Here is a 20,952-nt window from a genome sequence, read left to right as displayed (position 1 = left end):
AGTTCAGGCAAATAGATCATGCGCCAGTTCGAGCGCATCCACCAATATGTCCACTTCTTCTTCCGTGTTGTACATCCCGAACGAGGCGCGGCAGGTGGCGGTCAGGCCCAGATGTTCCATCAGCGGCCCGGTGCAATGCTGCCCCGCCCGCACCGCGACCCCTTTCTTGTCCAGAATGGTCGAGATGTCATGCGCATGCGCGGCGCCATCCAACGTGAAACTGAAGATTGCCGCCTTGTCAGGCGTTGTACCCTGCACTTGCAGCCAATTCAGGCCGTCCAGACGCGCGCGAGCATAGTCGCGCAGCTTTTTCTCGTGGGCCGCGATGTTCTCCATCCCGATCCCCATCATGTAGTCGAGCGCGACACCAAGCCCGATCTGCTGCACGATGCCGGGAGTGCCCGCCTCGAACATCATCGGCGCGTCGTTCCAGGTGATCTCGTCCTTGTGGACCTCGCGGATCATGTCCCCACCGCCAAGGAAAGGCTGCATCTCGGCCATCCGCGCCTTGCGCATGTAAATTGCACCAGACCCCGAAGGACCGTACAGCTTGTGCCCCGTGATGGCGTAGAAATCGCAGCCGATCTCCTCGACATTGACGGGCATGTGCACCGCCGCCTGAGATCCATCGACCAGCGTGGCAATCCCACGCTCCCGCGCGGCCTCGCAGATGGTTTTCACATCGACAACCGTGCCCAGCACGTTGGACAGATGCGTGACCGCGACCAGCTTGGTCTTTGGCCCCATCGCGTCGATCACCGCCTGCGGGTCCAGATAGCCGGTGCTGTCCACATCGACCCACTTGATCACCACACCCTGACGTTCGCGCAGGAAATGCCAGGGCACGATATTGGCGTGATGCTCCATCACCGACAGGATGATCTCGTCCCCCGCCTGCAGGTTCGGCATCCCCCAGCCATAAGCCACGGTGTTGATCCCCATCGTGGTGCCGGTGTTCATGACGATCTCGTCTTCGTCCTTCACACCAAGGAACTTGGCGATCACCCCCCGCGTGCTCTCGTACTTTTCGGTCGCGAGATTCGACAGGTAATGCAGCCCGCGATGGACGTTGGCGTATTCCTCGGCATAGGCGCGGGTGATCGCGTCGATCACCACCTGAGGCTTCTGCGCGCTGGCCCCGTTGTCGAGATAGACCAGCGGCTTGCCATTCACCTCGCGCGACAGGATCGGGAAATCGCGGCGGATCTCGGTGACGTCATACATATCCAGGTATTCCTCCGGTCTGGACGCCAAGAAGGCTGAAGATCAGACTCAGCCCCAGCATCATGCCGACAACGGCCAGCAACAAGACCAAACCTGCGCGCAGCAGGCTGCCGGTCTCATGGGCCACATCAATGAAATTGACGAAGATCCAGATGCCCAGCACCGACGCGGCACTGATCACGACCCCCGACAGGAACAGGCTCACCGGCCCCAGCACGGCCACCACGCCCTGCATCAGGACCCGCAACGCCTGCAGCCAGATCACCAGAATGGCGATCTGCGCAAAGCTTGCCGTACCGCCCAGCGGACGACCGCACAGGGTCACCGCCACGATCAAAGCGCCGACCGAGAGGCCCAACATGGTGCCGAACACGGTCGGGCTGGCGAGCACCGGGCCGAACATATCATCCGCCGGAACCAGCAACAGCGAGACCGAGAACATCAGCGTGTTGAGCACGATCACCAGCGCAAAGGCCAGCCAGAGCGCCTGCGACGGCAGGTTCATCGCCAGAAGCAGCCGGGCGACATCGCGCGGGGCGACAACGGTGTTCACCGCCAGCCGGAAGAACCCCGCAATCGTCACGCAGCGCCTCCGCGATACACGGACAGCATGCCCGCGATCCAGAACCACATGAACACGCAGAACCAGATCAGACCCACGATGGTCAACTGAATGCCCGCGCCGATATAGCCAGCCACCAGCCCGTTCAGCAGGATCAGCGGGGACGAGGCCAAGAGACTCCAGAACAGGGCAATCCGTGCATTGAAGGACGGACCTTTGCCGCCAACCGCCCGCGCGATCAGATGCGCCACAAAGGCCAGCGCGTAGAACAGCAACGGGGCCAGGAACAGCGTCGCCATGAGCGTGCCGCCCAACAGCATGTTCAGTTCAAGCCCTTCCAGATGCGCCTGACGCGCCAAGGCAGGCCATCGGGCAATGAACAGGATCGCACAGGCCCCCATCAGGATGGCCAAGGCCCGGTCCTCGCGCTGTCCGGCATTCACCAGACGGCGCACAACCTTGCCCGGCCCGCGATACGTGGCCGCGATATCCTGCGTGAAGGGCATCTCCGCTCAGCCGCGCCGCCGTGACAGCCACGCCTCGACACGGCCGTTGATCTCGTCCTGCAGGGCTTCGTCCTCGATCTCCATGACGGCTTCGGCAAGGAAGGCGATGGTGAGCAGGTCCGTCGCCGGCCCCTCTTCGATCCCGCGCGAGCGCAGGTAGAAAAGGCCCTCCTCGTCGATCGCACCGGATGTCGAGCCGTGCGAACAGGCCACGTCGTCCGCGTAGATTTCAAGCTCCGGCTTGGCGAGGAACTGGCTGTCCTCGTCCAGCAGCAGCGACTGGCTGATCTGGTAGCCGTCGGTCTTCTGCGCGCCTTCCTTCACAAGGATTTTCCCCTGGAATACGCCCGTTGCACCGTTGCGCAGCACTTTCTTGAACACCTGACGGCTTTCGCAGTTCAGCGCGTCATGGGTGATGAACACCGTGTCGTCATGGTGGAAGTCGCCGTCACCCACACAGGCCCCGGCCACGTGCGCGGTCGCATTGTCGCCGGTCAGCTCGATCACGCATTCGTTCCGCGTCAGCACACCGTTGGCCGTCAGGGTGAAGGACTTGAACACCGATTCCTCACCCAACCGGGTGAAAATGGCCGTCACGGCACGACGTTCATGGTCACGCCCCTGTGCACGGACATGGTGGAACGTACCGCCATCCGCGATCTCGACCTCCATGCACTTGTTGAAGCGCGCCGCAGCCGGGCCGTTCTCCAGCAGCGTCAGTTCGGCACCTGCGTCGATCTTCACGACATGGTGGAGGATCGCATCAGAAACCTCTGATTCATGGCGATAAATCAGGCTGATCGGCTTGGGCGCGGTGCCCGTGACATGGATCAGCAGCCCATCGGTGGCGAACGCCGTGTTCAGCGCCGCCAAGGGGCGCTGCACCGGAGATTGCCCGCGGGCTTCAAGCACGCCATAGACGTCCTTGGCCCAGTGAATGTCCCGCGCATCGGCCAGACGGTCGATGCTGACATGCTCCATCGCGAGATCATCCGACTCCTCGGCGCTGAACACACCGTCGATGAACACGATCTTGAGCCGGTCCACCTCGCCGAAGATCGGCGCTTCGTCGGTTTCGAGAAGGGCTGCCTTGGGGGCCTCGGGCTGCACCAGAGTGTCCGGGCGCGTGTATTTCCAATACTCGTCCCGACCGCTTGGCAGACCCATGCTGCGCACCCGCGCAATCGCGTCTTCGCGCGCCGCCTGCGCCCAGCCGCCCTGGGGCATCTCAAGCGCGGCCAACCGCGCGTCCGTGGCGTCCTGTTTGATCTGCGGCAACGCCATCACACTGCCTCCGCCAGAAGGTCCGCGTAACCGTTGTTTTCCACCTCAAGCGCAAGCTCGGGGCCACCCGTCTTGATGATCCGGCCATCCGCCATGATATGCACCACATCCGGTTTGATGTGATCCAGCAGACGCTGGTAGTGCGTGATGACAAGGAACCCGCGCCCCTCGTCGCGCAGTGCGTTCACGCCATCGGCCACCAGCTTCATCGCGTCCACATCAAGACCCGAGTCGGTCTCGTCAAGGATGCACATCTTCGGCTCGAGCATCGCCATCTGCAGGATCTCGTTGCGCTTCTTCTCACCGCCCGAGAAACCCACATTGACCGGACGCTTCAGCATTTCGGCGTCGATTTTCAGTTCCTTGGCCTTCTCACGCACGACCTTGAGGAATTCGCTCGCCGACATCTCTTCTTCGCCCCGCGCCTTGCGCTGCGCGTTCACCGCCGTCCGCAGGAAGGTCATGTTGCCGACACCGGGGATTTCCACCGGATACTGGAACGCAAGGAACACACCCGCCGCCGCGCGCTCTTCCGGCTCCATGTCGAGGATGTCTTCCCCGTTCAGCGTCGCCGAGCCCTCGGTCACCTCGTAGCCATCCTTGCCGGACAGGACATAAGACAGTGTCGACTTGCCCGAGCCGTTCGGCCCCATGATCGCATGCACCTTGCCGGCCTCGACCGTCAGGTTCACACCTTTGAGGATCTGCTTGTTCTCTTCCTCAAGCTGCACGTGCAGGTTCTTGATTTCCAACATGTTCTTGCCCTTTTCCAGTCACTTGCCCACCCCGGCGGGCTGTATCTCTTCTGTAAACCCGGTCTAGCCGCGATCGGTCAGCACGGCGGTGCCGCTTGCCGACACCATCAGCATCGAATTGCCGACCACTTCGTAATCCAGATCGACGCCCACAACCGCATTGGCCCCAAGCGCCAGCGCCCGCTGTTCCAACTCGCGCATCGCCACATCGCGCGCGTCCTGCAGCTTGGCCTCATAAGCGCCCGACCGGCCTCCGACGATGTCGGTGATCGACGCGAAAACGTCCCGGACCACATTGGCCCCCATGATCGCCTCACCCACCACGATCCCCTTGTATTCAAGGATCTTCTGGCCTTCGATGCTGTTGGTCGTCGTGATGATCATGTCTTCCTCTTCAATACAAGCTGCGCAAACAGCGACCCCAGAAATCCGGACGCAAAAGCCAGTGCAATCGCCATCCACATGGCCAGCGCGTCGGTCACCGCATCCACCACCACTGCAAACACCGCGCAGAACACACCGGTCACAACTGACGTGATCAGGATCGAGGAGATCGGCATGGCATGTCTTGCGGCGCGGACCAGTGTGGTCCGCCCCGGCTCTCCTTAACCCACGGACCCTTCAAGCGAGATCGCCACAAGCTGTTGCGCCTCCATGGCAAACTCCATCGGCAGCGCCTGCAGCACATCGCGGCAGAACCCGTTGACGACAAGCGCCACGGCCTCTTCCTCGTCCATGCCGCGCTGGCGGCAGTAGAACAGCTGATCGTCATCCACCTTGGATGTGGTCGCCTCGTGTTCGACTCGGCTCGAGTTGTTCTTCACCTCGATATAGGGAACCGTATGTGCCCCGCACTTGTCACCGATCAGCAGGCTGTCGCACTGGGTATAGTTCCGGCTGTTCTTGGCCTTCGGGTGCATCGACACCAGACCCCGATAGGTGTTCTGCGCCTTGCCCGCGCTGATGCCTTTCGACACGATCCGGCTCTTGGTGTTCTTGCCCAGATGGATCATCTTCGTGCCGGTATCGGCCTGCTGCATGTTGTTGGCGATGGCGATCGAATAAAACTCGCCCTGGCTGTCATCACCGCGCAGGATGCAGGACGGGTATTTCCACGTCACGGCAGAGCCGGTTTCGACCTGTGTCCACATCACCTTCGCCCGGTCGCCCCGGCAGTCTGCGCGCTTGGTCACGAAATTGTAGATGCCACCCTTGCCGTTCTCGTCACCCGGATACCAGTTCTGGACGGTGGAATATTTCACCTCGGCGTCTTCCTCGACGATGATCTCGACCACCGCCGCATGAAGCTGCGCGGTGTCGCGCTGCGGCGCTGTGCACCCTTCAAGGTAGGACACGTAGGATCCCTTGTCCGCAATGATCAGCGTGCGTTCGAACTGCCCGGTGTTTTCCGCGTTGATCCGGAAATAAGTCGACAGCTCCATCGGGCAGCGCACCCCCGGCGGGACGTAGACGAACGAGCCGTCCGAGAAAACCGCGCTGTTCAGTGTCGCATAGAAGTTGTCCGACACCGGCACCACGGACCCCAGGTACTTCTTGACCAGCTCCGGATGCTCCTTGATCGCCTCCGAGATCGAACAGAAGATCACGCCCGCCTCTTTCAGTTCCTTCTGGAAGGTCGTGCCGACGGAGACGGAGTCGAATACCGCATCGACCGCCACCTTGCGGCCCTCGGCCGGCGCATCCTCGGCCCCCTCGACCCCAGCAAGGATCATCTGCTCCTTGAGCGGAATACCCAGCTTTTCATAGGTCGCCAGCAGCTTGGGATCGACCTCGTCCAGCGACTTGGGCTTGGTCTCCATGCTTTTGGGTCGCGCATAGTAATACTGGTCCTGAAAGTCGATCTCGGGGTATTCAACCATCGCCCACGTCGGCTCTTCCTTCTGGAGCCAGCGCTCATAGGCCTGCAGACGCCACTCGGTCATCCATTCCGGCTCGTCGTTCTTTTCAGAGATCAGACGTACGATGTCCGGGGTCAGCCCCTTCGGCGCGTACTCCATCTCGATATCGGTGTCCCAGCCGTACTTGTACTTGCCACCGACCTGGCGCACCGCTTCGACGGTTTCCTGATCCACGCCTTCCTTGACGGTCACATTATCCAAAGCAGCCATGTTCGTGCCCCCTGATCCTGTTTCTCACGCGGCCCGCGCGCGGTGTTTCTGTCGTTTGGCCTGCCAGGTTTCGGCAAACCGCATCACGTCGTCTTCGGTTGTCTGCGGCCCCAGCGACACGCGGATCGCGCTGCTGGCGGTGGCCGTATCGAACCCCAGCGCCGTCAACACCGCGCTGGCCTTCACCTTGCCGCTCGAACAGGCGGACCCGGCGCTGATCGCAAAACCGGCGAGGTCCATCTGCATCACCTGAGTCTCCCCCTTCCAGCCGGGGGTTGCAAAACAGGTCGTGTTCGGCAGGCGCCTCGCATCTTTCCCGACAAAAATAGTCTCTTTAGCGTCAGCCTCAATAGCCGAATCTAGAATGTTTCTAAGTTTTTCCACCTCATCCCAGATCCCGTGATCCAGATCGCGCGCCGCCGCCTCGGCCGCAGCCCCGAATCCGGCAATCCCGATCACGTTCTCCGTCCCGGACCGGCGGCCCATCTCCTGCCCACCGCCCCGGATCTGCGCCGCAAGATCGGTCCCGCGCTTCATCACCAACGCGCCGACACCCTTGGGTCCCCCAAGCTTGTGCGCCGAAATCAGGGCCATCTCGCAGCCCAGCCAGTTGAAGGCCACGGGCAGCTTGCCAAAGGCCTGCGTCGCATCCACCACGGCCAATCCCGGCGGCAGGTCCTGCACGATCCCGGTCTCGGAATTGGCCAGTTGCAGCGCCGTGTTCTCCGGCGCGGTCACGGACACCTGCCCCGCGGCATCCACCGCCAGCACCGGATCGATCCAGGCCCGCACCGCATCATGCTCGATCTCGGCCCCGACCAGCCCGCGCCCGGCACAGGCCAGCGCCGCCGCCTCGGTGGCCCCCGAGACAAAGACCACATCCGCCCCATCCGCGCCGAACGCCTGCGCCACCTGCGCCCGCGCACGCTCCAAAAGCGCCTTTGCCGCGCGCCCCTCGGCATGGACCGAGGACGGATTGCCCACCACATCCATCGCCGCGATCATTGCCGCACGCGCCTCGGGACGCAGCGGCGTGGTCGCGTTGTGATCCAGATACACCCGCCCCACTCAGACCGCCCCCGGCTTCTCTGGTTCAAAAATACTTCGGGGGTGAATTGGCCGCAGGCCAAGAGGGGGCAGCGCCCCCTGACCATCGTATTGGTGCAGCCAATGCGATCCCATCACTCGTCCACCACGGCAAAGAGGTTCGGCACCGCCGGACAGGGTGCCAGCGAATTGCCCACCACATCCGACAGGCGCGTCTGGTGCAGGAACACATAGACATGCGCCGACAGACCTTCCCACAACCGGTTGGTCATGGATTGCGCCCGGCTGCCCGACAGACCACCCGAGGCCCCCGCCCCCTTGTGCATCGCGTCCACCGTCTCGTCGACAGCGCCCAGAACATCGACCACGCGAATATCGCTGGCCGCCTTGGCCAGCCGGTACCCGCCACCGGGGCCGCGTACCGACGTCACCAATCCGGCGCGCCGCAGCTTGACGAACAACTGCTCGAGATAGGGCAGTGAAATATCCTGCCGCTGGGCAATATCGCCCAGTGTCACCAACGTGCCTTCGGGCTGCAGCGCGATATCGGCGAGAGCGACCATCGCATAGCGTCCTTTGGTACTCAGTTTCATGGCCGTCTCCCAAACGCCCCTGCGACACAATTGACCTTGCATGGCCAATTGCCTATGTGCGGATAACCAATTCGGGGGCAGACCCCCGATTTAGAACCATTCTAAGAAGCCTGAGTGAAGCTGTCAAGATTTACGGACCGCTGCACCCGCGCCCAAGCAGGAGCCACCACCGCCTATGCCCGAGGTGATTTTTCCCGGACCCGAAGGCCGCCTCGAAGGCCGCTATCATCCCCAAAAGGAAAGCGACGCGCCGATTGCCATCATCCTGCACCCGCACCCGCAATTCGGCGGGACGATGAACAACAAGGTGGTCTACAACCTGCATTACGCCTTCTACAACATGGGCTTCACCGTGCTGCGCTTCAACTTCCGCGGCGTCGGGCGCAGCCAGGGCGAATATGACCAGGGGATCGGCGAACTCAGCGATGCGGCCTCCGCGCTCGACTACCTGCAGTCGATGAACAACAATTCCAAACATTGCTGGGTCGCAGGTTTCAGCTTTGGCGCGTGGATCGGCATGCAGCTTCTGATGCGCCGCCCCGAGATCACCGGCTTCATCTCGGTCTCCCCGCCCGCCAACATGTACGATTTCTCGTTCCTCGCGCCCTGCCCGTCCTCCGGCCTGATCATCAACGGCACCGGCGACCGCGTGGCCCCGCCCGCCGACACGAAGTCTCTGGTGAGCAAGCTTTCGGAACAGAAAGGCATCACCGTCACCCATACCGAGATCGAAGGTGCGGACCATTTCTTCAAGGAACCGCATATGGACACGATGATCGACCATGTGTCCGGCTATGTGAAACGCCGCCTGACCGAGAACAGCCGCTGAGGACCCAATCCAATGTCGATGGTCAACGAGATCGCCGAAAAGCTTGCGGATGACACGCTCAAGGCGATGAAGCATCTCGACGATGACCGCTTCTTCATGGAGGTCGCGGCGGAACTGGGCGCGGCCTCGACCACGCTGGAAGAGGCGTTTCTCACGGCGATCCGCGTGCGCCTTGCCGAACGCAAGGCCCGCGCCTTCATCCGTGCCCGGATCGAGGGCCAGAAGAAAGACGCCAATTTCGGGAACTGAGCCTTCGGGTCCCCTAACGAAAGAGGTCCGATGTCCCGGCTCGATCAACAGATGGCGTTCCTGACCGAAGTCGACCGCCTGAAATCCGTGCTGCGCGCCACCACGCTCTGTGATGGCAGCCGCTACGAGAACAGCGCCGAGCATTCCTGGCGCATCGCGCTCTACGCGCTTGTGCTGGCGGAACATTCCGAAACATCGCTCGACATCAACAAGGTGATCCGGATGCTCCTTCTGCATGACCTCGTCGAAATCGACGCGGGCGACGCACCGGTCTTCGGCGACCATGACGCGGACGCAATGGCCCTGCGCGAAGCGGCAGCCGCCGATCGGATTTTCGGCCTTCTGCCTGCCGATCAGGCATCGGCGTTCCGGGCGCTCTGGGACGAATTCGAAGCCAATGAAAGCCCCGAGGCGCAATTCGCGAAATCCATCGACCGAATGCAGCCACCGATGCAGAATCTGGCGTCCGGCGGCGGATCGTGGATCGACTACTCGGTGACCCACGACATGTTCGAAGCCCGGATCGGCCCCAAGATCGCCACAGGCGCGCCGAAGATCTGGGCGTGGCTTCAGCCAAAGGTCGCCGCGTTCTTCGCCGGCCGATCCTGACACGCTTTGCCCCTCGCGCCGAGTGACGACTCGGCCTAGGGTGCCTTCATGTCAGACACCGATCACCCCCGCACCCTTCTGCTCACCGGCGCAAGCCGGGGCATCGGCCACGCCACGGTCAAGAAATTCGCCGCCGAAGGCTGGCGCGTGATCAGCTGTTCGCGGCAGGCGTTTTCGCCCAACTGCCCCTGGCCCGGCGGCGAGCGCAACCACATCCAGGTTGATCTGAGCGATCCGCAGCAGACGATGGAGGCGGTCCGTATCGTCAAGGAACGGCTGGACGGCGGGCGGCTCGATGCGCTGGTGAACAATGCAGGGATCTCGCCAAAGGGGCCTGCGGGAGAACGGCTCAGCACGCTCGACACCGATCTGCGCGACTGGGGCAAGGTGTTTCACGTCAATTTCTTCGCGTCGGTGGTTCTGGGACGCGGGCTGAAAGAGGAGCTCGCAAAGGCGCAGGGTGCCATCGTCAATGTCACGTCGATTGCAGGGTCCCGCGTTCACCCGTTTGCCGGGGCGGCCTATGCGACGTCCAAGGCGGCCCTTGCCGCGCTCACACGGGAAATGGCCCATGATTTCGGGCCTTTGGGGGTGCGCGTGAATGCCATTGCGCCGGGTGAGGTCGAAACCAGCATCCTGAGCGAAGGCACCGACAAGATCGTCGAGAAACTGCCGATGCGGCGGCTTGGTCAGCCGTCGGAGGTGGCGGATGTGATCTATTTCCTGTGCTCGGGTCAGAGCGGCTATGTCACCGGCACCGAGATCGAGGTGAATGGCGGACAGCACGTCTGACCCCTGCCTGCCCACGCCGAGCCAAGCCAAACCGAGCCCCCAGAATTTTATGGGGCGGGCTGAGATTTTTCGTACGAAAAATCTCAAAACACTCCAGAAAATACTTAGGAAGATTCGGTTAACGCCGGATTAAAAGTGAATGGCCCGGCCCCAGGCATCCAGCACCGCTTCGTGCATCATCTCCGACAGGGTTGGATGCGGGAAGACCGTCTGCATCAGGTCTTCCTCGGTGGTCTCAAGCTGCCGCCCGACCACATAGCCCTGGATCAACTCGGTCACTTCGGCACCCACCATATGCGCCCCCAAGAGCGCGCCGGTTTTCGCATCGAACACCGTCTTGATCATGCCCTCGGGTTCCCCCAGCGCGATCGCCTTGCCATTGCCGATGAAGGGGAAGCGCCCGACTTTGACGTCATAGCCCATGTCCTTGGCCTGCGCCTCGGTCAGGCCGACGCTGGCCACCTGCGGTTGGCAATAGGTGCAGCCCGCGATGCTGTCCGGCTCCACCGCATGCGGATGCCCACCGGCGATCAGTTCGGCCACCATCACGCCTTCGTGGCTCGCCTTGTGGGCAAGCCACGGCGCACCGGCGATGTCACCGATGGCATAGACGCCCTCGACCCCGGTGCGGCACATCGGGTCGGTCACCACATGGGTGCGGTCGACCTTCACGCCCAGCGCCTCGAGCCCCAGCCCTTCGGTGTTGCCGACAATGCCAACGGCCGAGATAACGGTGTCGAACACCTCTTTCGTCACCTTTCCGCCCTGTTCGATATGGGCAGTGACCGTGCCCTTGCCGCGATCCAGTTGCTTGACCATCGCCTTTTCGCGGATTTTCATGCCCTGCTTTTCGAACTGTTTCTTTGCGAAACCGCTAATTTCGGCATCCTCGACCGGCAGGATGCGGTCCATCACTTCGACCACCGTCGTGTCGGCACCCAGCGTGTTGTAGAAGCTCGCGAATTCGATGCCGATGGCGCCCGATCCAATCACCAGCAGCTTTTTCGGCATCCGGTTCGGCACCAGCGCGTGTTTGTAGGTCCAGACCAGATCGCCATCCGCCTCAAGCCCCGGCAGTTCCCGCGCACGGGCGCCGGTGGCGATGACCATGTTCTTCGCACTCAGGTCTTCGACGCCCTTGTCCGTCTTGATCTGCACTTTGCCCTTGGCGGGGATCGTGGCCTCGCCCATCACCACGGTGACCTTGTTCTTCTTCAGAAGATGCCCCACCCCGAAATTCAACTGTTTCGCAATCCCGCGCGAGCGTTTGACGACGGCGTCGAGATCATAACCGATGCCCTCGGCCTTCAGCCCGAATTCCTTGGCGCGGTGCATGAGGTGGAACACCTCGGAGGTGCGCAGCATGGCCTTCGTGGGGATACAGCCCCAGTTGAGACAGATGCCGCCGAGATGTTCGCGTTCGACAATGGCCACGCTCAGCCCAAGCTGTGCGCCGCGGATGGCGGCGACATAGCCGCCGGGGCCTGCGCCGATCACGATCATGTCGAAGCTCTTGCTCATCGCCTGCTCTCCTCTCTCAAGGTCAGGTTTGAGGCAAAGCGTAGGCCAAAGCGTCAGGGCTCACAATGGGGCTTGGCGGTTAGGTCCGGAACGGACCCAATGTTTCGCGTGCGAAACAATGGGTCACACCTCCTGACCGTTTAACCTTCTGTTAACGCGTGTGAAATCAGGCTTCCGCCTTCTTTTCCCAGCGCCCGGACTCCTCGGACCAGTATTGCGCCGAACATCCCGAACCGGTCAGGCTGCGCCACTGGCCGCGTGCGACCTCAACGGCTGCGGGGTCATTGCCGTCGAAAAGGATACAGACCCGTTCCAATCGGTTCACTTCGTCCGGGGCCACTTCGGCCCCGTCGACACTCATAAGGCATTGCGGATCGTTTGCCGCCTCATGCGCCACGGTCAGCAGAACCGGCTGCGCCGCGTCATGCGGCCCGCCCGCCAGCCCGTGTGGCAGGAACCCCTCTTCCGGTCCCAGCCACAGTCTCTGATCCAGCCAGTCCATCCGCGCGGCATCGGTTCCCCGCACCGCAACGCGCCATCCCGCACCAAGCGCCTTGCCCAGAAGCATGGGCAAGGTCGCCTCAAGCGGCTTTTGCGTCAGGTGGTAGAAATAGGCCGCGCCCATGAGGTCAGTCCTTGGCCTCGAACCGGTCCGAAATCAGCCGGTCGAGCGCCCGCACCCCCCAGCCCGTGGCCCCTTTGGGCGACAGCTCCTGATCGCTCTTCACATGGGCAACCCCCGCGATGTCGAGGTGAATCCATGGCATGTCGTCCTTGACGAACCGTTTGAGGAACTGCGCCGCCGTGATCGACCCGGCGGGACGGCCGCCGATGTTCTTCATGTCTGCCACCGGAGATTTCAGCATGTCGTCATAGGCCTGCCCAAGTGGCATCCGCCACGCGCCCTCGCGCTCGGTTTCGGCAGCCTTGAGGAATGTGCCGGCAAAGCTGTCGTCATTGGAATAGACGGCGGCGTTCTCGTGACCCAGCGCGATGATGCAGGCCCCCGTCAGGGTGGCGAGGTCGATCATCGCGGCGGGTTTTTCGGTCTCCTGCGCGTGCCACATGACATCACACAGCACCAGACGGCCTTCGGCGTCGGTGTTCACGACTTCGATCGTGTCACCCTTCATCGACGTCACCACGTCACCCGGACGCACGGCGCTGCCCGAGGGCATGTTCTCGACCAGCCCCACAAGTCCCACGACATTGGCCTTGGCCTTGCGTTTGGCGACGGCGTGCATGACACCGGCGACCACACCCGCGCCGCCCATGTCCATGGTCATGTCCTCCATACCAGCCGCGGGTTTGAGCGAGATGCCCCCGGTGTCGAACACCACCCCCTTACCGATCAGCGCCAAAGGCGCGTCGCCCTTGGCCCCGCCCTTCCAGCGCATGATGACCACTTTGGACGGGCTTTCAGACCCTTGCCCCACACAGAGCAAGGCGCGCATGCCCAGCTTTGCCAGCGCCTTTTCCTCGAGCACCTCGACCTCGACCCCAAGATCGCGCAGGCCTTCCAGACGCTTGGCGAATTCGGTGGTGGTCAGGATGTTGGCCGGCTCGTTCACAAGGTTCCGCGTGAAATGGACCCCTTCCGCCACAGCCAGCCGTGGCGCGGCGGCGGCCTCGGCCTCGTCGGGTTTGGTGCACATCAGGGTGGCCGTCCCGAACGGATCGCCTTTTTTCGTTTTGTGATCGTCGAACCCGTAGCCGCGCAGCGCAAGCCCCAGTGCGATTTCCTCGGGGCGCCCGGTGCCCTCCACAAGCACCGTGACTGCGGATGACCCGGCAGACAGCGCCAGCGCCGCCCCGGCCTTGCGCGCGAGATCCGGTGCCGGGCGACGCGGAAGCTTGACCAGATCCACCGCCTGCGCCTGCAGCCCGGCAGGCCAGTTGAGCGACATCGCCTTGCCTTCACCCAGCTTGTCCCATGCCTCCGAGCCGGTTGCCCGGGCTAGCGCGCCCTTGGTCAACCGGTTCAGCCGACGCGCCCCGGCGCTGAGTTTGAGATCGGGCGTGATGAAGACGGCAATCCGTCCCTCCGCCGTGGCCAGAGACTCCAGATCGACCGGCACGAAGGTGAGTGCGCGAAGTTCCGCCATGTTCTGCTCCTCATGTTGGTTTGGATATAGGCCTAGCGCCCGTGCGCCCGGTTGACCAGAGGCGGCTTTTCCCGCAAACCCTAGGGTGTGGGCCATCCCGGCCCACCTCATGTCGTGTGAAGGGGTCCGTAGTGCCAAGATTCGACAGATACATGCTGTCGCAACTCATGGTCCTCTTTGGGTTCTTTTCGCTTGTTCTGGTGGCCGTCTACTGGGTGAACCGCGCGGTGGTGCTGTTTGACCGGCTGATCGCCGACGGTCATTCGGCGGGCGTGTTCCTTGAGTTCACGGCCCTTAGCCTGCCCGGCGTGATCGCATTGGTGCTGCCGATGGCGTCTTTTGCCGCCGCCGTCTATGTCACCAACCGGCTGATGGGGGATTCTGAACTGACCGTGGTGCAGGCCACCGGCTACAGCCCGTGGCGATTGGCGCGACCTGTGGTGATGTTCGGCCTGATCGTGGCACTGATGATGTCGGTCTTGACCCATTTCCTTGTTCCGGCCTCTGTTGCGCAGCTCAAGCAGCGCGAGGTCGAGATCTCGGGGTCGGTGAGCGCACGGCTTCTGCGCGAAGGCACGTTCCTGCATCCGGGGCCCGGGGTGACCTTCTTTATCCGTGAAATCACCCCCGAAGGTGAATTGCGGGACGTCTACCTGTCGGATCGGAGGCAGGCGGACCGTGAAGTGACCTACACGGCCGAGCGCGCCTATGTGGTGCAGGCCGAAGAAGGCCCGCGTCTTGTCATGGTGAGTGGCCTCGCGCAGACGCTCCGGCCCGATACGCGGACATTGTCCACCACGATTTTCCAGGATTTCACGTACGACATCAGCACATTGATCGTGCAGAACCAGAACATGAGCCTGCGGCCCCGGCACCTGGCCACCTGGGACATGCTGACCCGGCCCGAGGAGATGGCGGCGCTAACCGACGTGCCTCTTGCCCGGATCAACGAGGAACTGCACGGGCGTTTCCAGCAGGCGCTGCTGGGGCTGGTGGCAGCGCTGATCGGGTTCGCCACGCTTCTGACCGGAAGCTTCAGCCGCTTTGGTGTGGGCCGCCAGATCGTGATCGCGATTTTCCTGCTGGTGGTCATCAAGCTGGTGGAAAGCGCTGTGACCGATCCGACGCGCAGCAGTGCCGCCCTGTGGCCGCTGATCTATCTTCCCTCCATCGTGGGGCTCGCGATGGCGGGGATCGTGCTGCATCTGGCGGCGCGTCCCTTCCGACAGCCGCGCGGCGCAGCGGCGGAGGTGTCGGCATGACGCTGCATTTTTACTTTGCGCGCCGATTTCTGTGGACCTTTCTGGCGATCTTTGGAATTTTCTTTCTGTTTCAAGTGCTTCTCGACTTGGTCGAGCAGATACGGCGGCTTGATAATTCGGTCAGCTTTGCCGAGGTGATGCGGCTGACGCTGCTCAATACGCCGGAAGGTCTGTACCAGATCCTGCCGCTGGTGATGATCCTGTCCTCCATCGCTCTCTTTGTCGCGCTGGCGCGGTCGTCGGAACTGGTTGTGGCGCGCGCCGCCGGGCGATCCGGGCTCACGGCACTGGTGGGGCCGATCGTCGTGGCGGCGGTGATCGGCGGGCTGACGGTGGCCATGGGCAATCCGATCGTGGCGGCCACGTCGAAAGCCTATTCCGATCTGCGCGAGACCTATCGCAATGGCGGCACCTCGGCCCTGTCCATCGGCGCGGAGGGGCTATGGCTGCGCCAGTCCGACCCGCGCGGTCAGACGGTGATCCGCGCGGCGCGGGCCAATGCCAATGGCACCGTGCTCTATGACGTGATGTTCGTGGCCTATGCCGAAGGGGGCGGTCCGGTGCGCCGGATCGAGGCAGCGGAGGCAGAGCTCGAGGATGGCGCATGGACGTTGCGCGAGGCCAAGGTCTGGCCCCTGGTCGCGGGCGTGAACCCCGAAACGAATTCTGTGCGCCACGAGGTGTTGCGCGTGGCGTCGACCCTGACCGAGGACAGCATCAAGGATCGGTTCGGGCGGCCATCGGCCATTTCCGTGTGGGAGTTGCAGGGCTTCATCACCGATCTCGAAGAGGCGGGCTTTTCGGCGCGGCGGCATGCGGTTTGGTTGCAGATGGAACTGGCGCGGCCGGTGTTCCTGATCTCGATGGTGCTGATCGGGGCGGCCTTTACCATGCGGCACAGCCGGATGGGTGGTACGGGTATTGCTGTACTGTCGGCGGTTCTGCTTGGCTTTTCATTGTATTACGTGCGGAACTTCGCACAGATTCTGGGTGAGAACGGGCAGTTGAATCCGCTGGTGGCTGCCTGGGTCCCACCGCTTGCATCGGTCCTGCTCGCGCTCGGTCTGATCCTGCACCGGGAGGACGGGTGATGCGGCGGGCGCTTCTTGGCATGATGCTGGCCGCACTTCTCGGGTCGGCCCCGGCGCAGGCGCAGACCAGCGACGTGATGCTGCTGGCGGATCAGGTTCTGGTCGAGCGCGGCGGAGAGACGCTTGTCGCGACCGGCAATGTCGAGGCGCTCTACGACGGAACGCGACTGACCGCCTCGACGATCATCTACGATCGCGCGACCGACAGGGTGCGGATTGAGGGCCCGATCCGCATCACCCAGCCGAATGGCGATGTCCTGACAGCCACGGAGGCCGAGCTGGACCAGGGTTTCAGGAATGGATTGCTGGAAAGCGCGCGGTTCGTTCTGGATGACCAGTTGCAGATCGCCTCGGCCCGCGCGGTCAGGGTCGAGGGGCGCTACACGACGATGAGCCAGGTGGCGGCCACGTCCTGCCAGGTCTGTGGCAGCGACCGTCCCCCACTTTGGGCGATCCGGGCCACCCGGGTCGTGCATGATGCCGAAGAACGCCAGATCTATTTCGACAATGCGCAACTGCGTGTTCTGGGTGTGCCCGTCTTCTACATTCCCCGCATGCGCCTTCCCGATCCGACGCTCAAACGGGCGCGCGGGTTTCTGATTCCCGAACTCAAGACTTCGACGCTGCTGGGGTTCGGGATCAAGCTGCCCTACTTCATTCCCATCGGCGATCACGCGGATCTGACGCTTACACCCTACGTGTCGCCCATCACCCGCACGCTTGAGCTAAGATACCGACAGGCGTTTCGGACAGGCAACATCACGGTCAACGGCGCTCTCAGCCAGGACAGCCTGCAAAGCGGCGAGGCGCGCGGGCTGCTCTTTGCCGAAGGGGCGTTCGCCCTGCCCCGCAATTTCCGCCTGTCCTTCGACATCGAGGCGGTCAGCGACGAAGCCTATCTCAACGACTACAACAGCGCGTTCAAGAAGGACCGGCTGGACAGCGCCATCACTCTGTCCCGCACCGACCGGGACCAGTTCTTTTCCCTGGGGCTCATCCATTACGAAAGCCTGACCGACGGCGAAAACAATGCCACCCAGCCGACCATCATCGGTGATCTGCGTTACAACCGCCGCTATTTCCCGCAACGCGTGGGCGGCGAGGTCCGTCTGGGGTTCCAGCTGCACGGGCATTACCGCTATTCGGATCGGGATATCGACGGCAGCGATGCCGACAGCATTGTCGATGGGCGCGACGTGGCGCGGGCCAATCTGGACCTGAGCTGGCGCGACCGCTGGACCCTGCCCGGCGGGCTGCGCGCCGGGGCGGTAACGCAGGTCTGGGTTGACCATTTCATCGTCGAGCAGGATGCCGTGGCCGAGGGCGATTACACCGAGGTCACTCCGGCCGGATCGCTCGAACTGCGCTGGCCGCTCGTCAAGCAGACAACCAATGGCGGCCGGGTTCTTCTTGAACCCATCGCACAGGTGGGATGGATCGGCGGAGACCGGTCGGGCGTACCGAATGATGAAAGCACCCGCGCCGAATTCGACGAGGGCAACCTTCTGTCGCTCTCGCGCTTTCCGGCACCGGATCGGCGGGAACGGGGTCTTGTGGGCGCGGCAGGCTTGCGCTGGATGCGCGAGGACTCCGAAGGCTGGCGCGCATCGCTGGTGTTGGGCCGGGTCTGGCGCGACGAGGAAGACACCGCTTTCTCGCGCTCGTCCGGGCAGGACGACACCGCGTCGGACTGGCTGATCGCGGGCCAGTTTGCGCACAAGAACGGGTTGCAACTGCTCGCCCGCGGCCTGTACGACACGGGGGAAACCCGCTTCAGCAAGGCCGAGATGCGCGCCAACGTCACCCGCGACCGCTATGTCCTTGGCGCGTCCTACATTCTTCTGACCACCGATCCGCTGGAAGAGCGCGACGCCGCGCAATCGCAATGGCGCGTCAACGGGCGCTACAATATCGACCGCAACTGGACCGCGACCGGAAACACCCGATACGACATTGTCGAAGGACAGTTTCTGGAGGCAGGAATTGGTGCGGAATACCGCAACGAATGTGTCGCGGTGGACTTTTCGGTCTCGCGCAGCTTTGCCTCTTCCACTAACCTCGAACCATCTACCGATTTCGGCCTGACCGTCGCGCTGACTGGCTTCAGCACCGGCGGCAGCGGCAAGGAGTACCGCCGTTCATGCAGCTACTGAGCACATCCCTTCGCAACCTGAGTGCCCTGGCCCTTGGGGTGGCGCTGGCATTCGGCCCGGTGACAGCCGGGGCCCAGAACCTTTTTGCGCCAGTCATCAAGATCAATGACAGCGTCGTCACAGCCTACGAATTGGAGCAGCGCGCGCGCATGCTGACCGTGCTGCGGGCGCCGGGCGACACCAACGAGCTGGCCCGGGAGCAGCTGATCAACGACCGGCTGCGCCTGCAGGCCGCCGAAGCCGCCGGGATCGTGCCCTCGACCGAAGAGGTGCTGGACGGGATGGAGGAGTTTGCGCAGCGCGCCAATCTCAGCCGGGATGAGTTTATCCAGGCGCTTGAGGGAGCCGGTGTTTCGGCGCAGACCTTCCGCGATTTCGTGCGCGCCGGTCTGAGCTGGCGGTTGCTGGTGCAGGCCCGTTTTGCCGGTCGGGTGACGCTCTCCGAAGCCGAAGTGGACCGTGCGCTTGGCGCGTCCGGCGGATCGTCGGTTCGGGTCTTGCTGTCGGAGATCATCATGCCGGCACCGCCGCCGCAGGCCGAAGCCGTTCAGGCGCGCGCCCAGCGGATCAGCCAGATCACCTCGGAAGCCGAGTTCTCGGCGCAGGCCCGTCAGTATTCCGCCACCGCCTCACGCGGTGCTGGCGGACGTCTGCCGTGGCAGAACCTCGAAGACCTGCCGCCGGTGCTGCGTCCCCTCGTGCTTGCGCTGGCACCGGGTGAAGTGACCGATCCGATCCCGATCCCGAACGCCGTGGCGCTGTTCCAGCTGCGCGCGGTCGAAGAGACCGGTTTCACCGCACCGACCTATTCCGCCATCGAATATGCCGCGTATTACCTCCCAGGAGGCCGCTCTGAAGCGACCCTGGCCCAGGCGCGCGTGCTGGCCAGCCGGGTGGACCGCTGTGATGACCTCTACGGTGTCGCCAAGGGCCAGCCTGCGGAGGTGCTGGACCGCCAGGCTTTGCCCCCGGCCGAGATCCCGACGGACATCGCGTTCGAACTGGCAAAGCTCGATCCCGGCGAGGTTTCCACGGCGTTGACGCGCTCGAACGGGCAGACGCTGGTGTTCCTGATGCTGTGCGGTCGGACCGCCGAGGTGAATGACGACGTGGATCGGGACCAGTTCGCGATCGGACTGCGCAACCAGCGGCTTCAGTCCTTGTCGGAAAGCTATCTCGCCCAGTTGCGCGCAGACGCCCGCATCGTCACGCAATGACCCCAGCGCCGATTGCCCTGACCATCGGGGAGCCGGCCGGGATCGGACCCGAGCTGGCTGGTATGGCTTGGGCAGCGTTGCGCGGAGAGGTGCCGTTCTTCCTGATCGGAGACCCGGACCATCTGCCCGAGGGCACGGACTGGGTCGAGATTGCGGCACCGGACGAGGTGTCGGCCCTGGGATCCGCCCTGCCCGTTCTGCCGCACCGCTTTGACGGCCCACGCACCCCGGGTGTCGCGCAACCGGCGCAGGCAAAGGGCGTCGTGGCGGTGATCGAACGCGCGGTGGCGCTGGCGGCGTCCGGCAAGGCGGGTGGTATCTGCACGCTGCCGATCCACAAACAGGCGCTGCAGGACGGTGCCGGGTTCGGCTTTCCCGGCCATACGGAATTTCTTGCGCATCTCTGCGACAGGACCGACGTGGTGATGATGCTGGCAGGGCCACAGTTGCGGGTCGTGCCGGTGACGATCCATATCCCGCTGTCTGATGTGCCGCGCAGCCTGACCCGCGATTTGCTGGAGACCCGCATCCGCATCACCCATGACGCGCTGGTGACGCAGTTCGGCATCCCAAAGCCCCGTCTTGCAGTGGCCGGGCTGAACCCCCATGCCGGGGAAGGCGGGAAGATGGGCACCGAGGAACAGACGCTGATCGCGCCCGTGCTGGCCGCGCTGCGCAAGGAGGGCCTGAGCCTCGAAGGCCCGATGAGCGCAGACACGATGTTTCACGCCGCAGCCCGTCAGCGCTATGACGCGGCGATTTGCATGTATCACGATCAGGCGCTGATCCCGATCAAGACGCTCGATTTCGACCGGGGTGTAAACGTGACGCTGGGCCTGCCGATCATCCGCACTTCGCCCGACCATGGCACAGCCTTTGACATTGCGGGCACCGGCACAGCCAACCCAAGCTCGACCATCGAGGCGCTGCGCATGGCGTGGCAGATGGCCTGCGCACGGGTTTGAGTGCTGCGCGAACGAATGGGGCGGACTTTGCATATCTTTGAAAAAACGACGCAGGGATG

At 63.3% G+C, this 20,952-nt stretch carries 22 protein-coding genes; 9 read left to right on the top strand and 13 right to left on the bottom strand.

What is annotated here, in order from left to right; genetic code table 11:
- Positions 1 to 3: 3 nt before the first annotated feature.
- The 10 genes from MRY75_RS11445 to MRY75_RS11400 all read right to left on the bottom strand — a co-directional run bounded on the left by MRY75_RS11445 (position 4) and on the right by MRY75_RS11400 (position 8,100).
- The gene (locus MRY75_RS11445) at positions 4 to 1,224 is read right to left on the bottom strand and encodes a cysteine desulfurase (protein ID WP_292307885.1); all 1,221 of its coding nucleotides are present in this window, start codon (positions 1,222 to 1,224) and stop codon (positions 4 to 6) included.
- Positions 1,217 to 1,807, bottom strand: a complete 591-nt coding sequence (locus MRY75_RS11440) for a YIP1 family protein (RefSeq protein WP_292307883.1) — start codon at positions 1,805 to 1,807, stop codon at positions 1,217 to 1,219. The genes MRY75_RS11445 and MRY75_RS11440 overlap by 8 nt, the downstream gene beginning before the upstream one ends.
- Positions 1,804 to 2,292, bottom strand: coding sequence for a YIP1 family protein (locus MRY75_RS11435; RefSeq protein WP_292307881.1), 489 nt, complete (start codon positions 2,290 to 2,292; stop codon positions 1,804 to 1,806). Before MRY75_RS11435 ends, MRY75_RS11440 begins: the two co-directional genes overlap by 4 nt.
- Before the next feature lie 6 nt (positions 2,293 to 2,298).
- The gene (locus MRY75_RS11430; protein WP_292307879.1) at positions 2,299 to 3,576 is read right to left on the bottom strand and encodes a SufD family Fe-S cluster assembly protein; all 1,278 of its coding nucleotides are present in this window, start codon (positions 3,574 to 3,576) and stop codon (positions 2,299 to 2,301) included.
- The gene (sufC, locus tag MRY75_RS11425; protein WP_292307877.1) at positions 3,576 to 4,331 is read right to left on the bottom strand and encodes a Fe-S cluster assembly ATPase SufC; all 756 of its coding nucleotides are present in this window, start codon (positions 4,329 to 4,331) and stop codon (positions 3,576 to 3,578) included. The genes MRY75_RS11430 and sufC overlap by 1 nt, the downstream gene beginning before the upstream one ends.
- 63 nt (positions 4,332 to 4,394) lie before the next feature.
- On the bottom strand, positions 4,395 to 4,715 hold the full coding sequence (locus MRY75_RS11420) for a heavy metal-binding domain-containing protein (RefSeq protein WP_292307875.1): 321 nt from the start codon (positions 4,713 to 4,715) through the stop codon (positions 4,395 to 4,397).
- Positions 4,712 to 4,891 carry a hypothetical protein gene (locus tag MRY75_RS11415; protein ID WP_292307873.1) on the bottom strand — a complete coding sequence of 60 codons (180 nt, stop codon included), beginning with the start codon at positions 4,889 to 4,891 and terminating at the stop codon, positions 4,712 to 4,714. Before MRY75_RS11415 ends, MRY75_RS11420 begins: the two co-directional genes overlap by 4 nt.
- 45 nt (positions 4,892 to 4,936) lie before the next feature.
- Positions 4,937 to 6,460 carry a Fe-S cluster assembly protein SufB gene (gene sufB, locus MRY75_RS11410; protein WP_292307871.1) on the bottom strand — a complete coding sequence of 508 codons (1,524 nt, stop codon included), beginning with the start codon at positions 6,458 to 6,460 and terminating at the stop codon, positions 4,937 to 4,939.
- Between the two features lie 24 nt (positions 6,461 to 6,484).
- A complete protein-coding gene (locus MRY75_RS11405) occupies positions 6,485 to 7,528 on the bottom strand; it encodes a cysteine desulfurase family protein (protein ID WP_292307869.1) in 1,044 nt (347 codons plus the stop codon).
- 113 nt (positions 7,529 to 7,641) lie between these two features.
- Positions 7,642 to 8,100, bottom strand: a complete 459-nt coding sequence (locus MRY75_RS11400) for an Rrf2 family transcriptional regulator (RefSeq protein ID WP_292307868.1) — start codon at positions 8,098 to 8,100, stop codon at positions 7,642 to 7,644.
- A gap of 175 nt (positions 8,101 to 8,275) precedes the next feature.
- Here MRY75_RS11400 and MRY75_RS11395 point away from each other — a divergent pair, with 175 nt between their 5' ends.
- The 4 genes from MRY75_RS11395 to MRY75_RS11380 are packed head-to-tail and all read left to right on the top strand — an operon-like array spanning position 8,276 to position 10,579.
- A complete protein-coding gene (locus MRY75_RS11395; protein ID WP_292307866.1) occupies positions 8,276 to 8,929 on the top strand; it encodes an alpha/beta hydrolase in 654 nt (217 codons plus the stop codon).
- A 12-nt stretch (positions 8,930 to 8,941) separates the two neighbouring features.
- Positions 8,942 to 9,178 (top strand): hypothetical protein, encoded by a 237-nt coding sequence (locus MRY75_RS11390; protein WP_292307864.1) that lies wholly within the window; start codon positions 8,942 to 8,944, stop codon positions 9,176 to 9,178.
- 30 nt (positions 9,179 to 9,208) lie between these two features.
- The gene (locus MRY75_RS11385) at positions 9,209 to 9,787 is read left to right on the top strand and encodes an HD family hydrolase (RefSeq protein ID WP_292307862.1); all 579 of its coding nucleotides are present in this window, start codon (positions 9,209 to 9,211) and stop codon (positions 9,785 to 9,787) included.
- Positions 9,788 to 9,835: 48 nt separating this feature from the next.
- Complete coding sequence (locus tag MRY75_RS11380) at positions 9,836 to 10,579, top strand: SDR family oxidoreductase (protein ID WP_292307860.1); 744 nt, start codon at positions 9,836 to 9,838, stop codon at positions 10,577 to 10,579.
- Between the two features lie 129 nt (positions 10,580 to 10,708).
- On the opposite strand, the gene lpdA is transcribed toward MRY75_RS11380, so the two are convergent.
- The 3 genes from lpdA to MRY75_RS11365 form a co-directional block, all read right to left on the bottom strand.
- Positions 10,709 to 12,100: a dihydrolipoyl dehydrogenase gene (gene lpdA / locus MRY75_RS11375; protein ID WP_292307858.1), complete on the bottom strand. Its 1,392-nt coding sequence runs from the start codon at positions 12,098 to 12,100 to the stop codon at positions 10,709 to 10,711.
- A gap of 166 nt (positions 12,101 to 12,266) precedes the next feature.
- On the bottom strand, positions 12,267 to 12,725 hold the full coding sequence (locus MRY75_RS11370) for a DNA polymerase III subunit chi (protein WP_292307857.1): 459 nt from the start codon (positions 12,723 to 12,725) through the stop codon (positions 12,267 to 12,269).
- 4 nt (positions 12,726 to 12,729) lie between these two features.
- Complete coding sequence (locus MRY75_RS11365; protein ID WP_292307855.1) at positions 12,730 to 14,205, bottom strand: leucyl aminopeptidase; 1,476 nt, start codon at positions 14,203 to 14,205, stop codon at positions 12,730 to 12,732.
- 152 nt (positions 14,206 to 14,357) lie between these two features.
- On the opposite strand from MRY75_RS11365, the gene lptF reads away from it, so the two are divergent.
- The 5 genes from lptF to pdxA are packed head-to-tail and all read left to right on the top strand — an operon-like array spanning position 14,358 to position 20,893.
- Entirely contained in the window at positions 14,358 to 15,467 is a 1,110-nt protein-coding gene (gene lptF, locus MRY75_RS11360; protein WP_292307853.1) for an LPS export ABC transporter permease LptF, read from the top strand.
- A complete protein-coding gene (lptG, locus tag MRY75_RS11355) occupies positions 15,464 to 16,558 on the top strand; it encodes an LPS export ABC transporter permease LptG (RefSeq protein WP_292307851.1) in 1,095 nt (364 codons plus the stop codon). Before lptF ends, lptG begins: the two co-directional genes overlap by 4 nt.
- The gene (gene lptD / locus MRY75_RS11350; RefSeq protein ID WP_292307849.1) at positions 16,558 to 18,711 is read left to right on the top strand and encodes an LPS assembly protein LptD; all 2,154 of its coding nucleotides are present in this window, start codon (positions 16,558 to 16,560) and stop codon (positions 18,709 to 18,711) included. Before lptG ends, lptD begins: the two co-directional genes overlap by 1 nt.
- Positions 18,699 to 19,928, top strand: a complete 1,230-nt coding sequence (locus MRY75_RS11345) for a peptidylprolyl isomerase (protein ID WP_292307847.1) — start codon at positions 18,699 to 18,701, stop codon at positions 19,926 to 19,928. The genes lptD and MRY75_RS11345 overlap by 13 nt, the downstream gene beginning before the upstream one ends.
- Positions 19,925 to 20,893, top strand: coding sequence for a 4-hydroxythreonine-4-phosphate dehydrogenase PdxA (gene pdxA, locus MRY75_RS11340; RefSeq protein ID WP_292307845.1), 969 nt, complete (start codon positions 19,925 to 19,927; stop codon positions 20,891 to 20,893). Before MRY75_RS11345 ends, pdxA begins: the two co-directional genes overlap by 4 nt.
- Positions 20,894 to 20,952: the final 59 nt, after the last annotated feature.

It is taken from the genome of Marivita sp. (genome assembly GCF_022763305.1).
Classification (GTDB): domain Bacteria; phylum Pseudomonadota; class Alphaproteobacteria; order Rhodobacterales; family Rhodobacteraceae; genus Marivita.
This window is presented reverse-complemented; position numbering and strand designations above follow the sequence as displayed.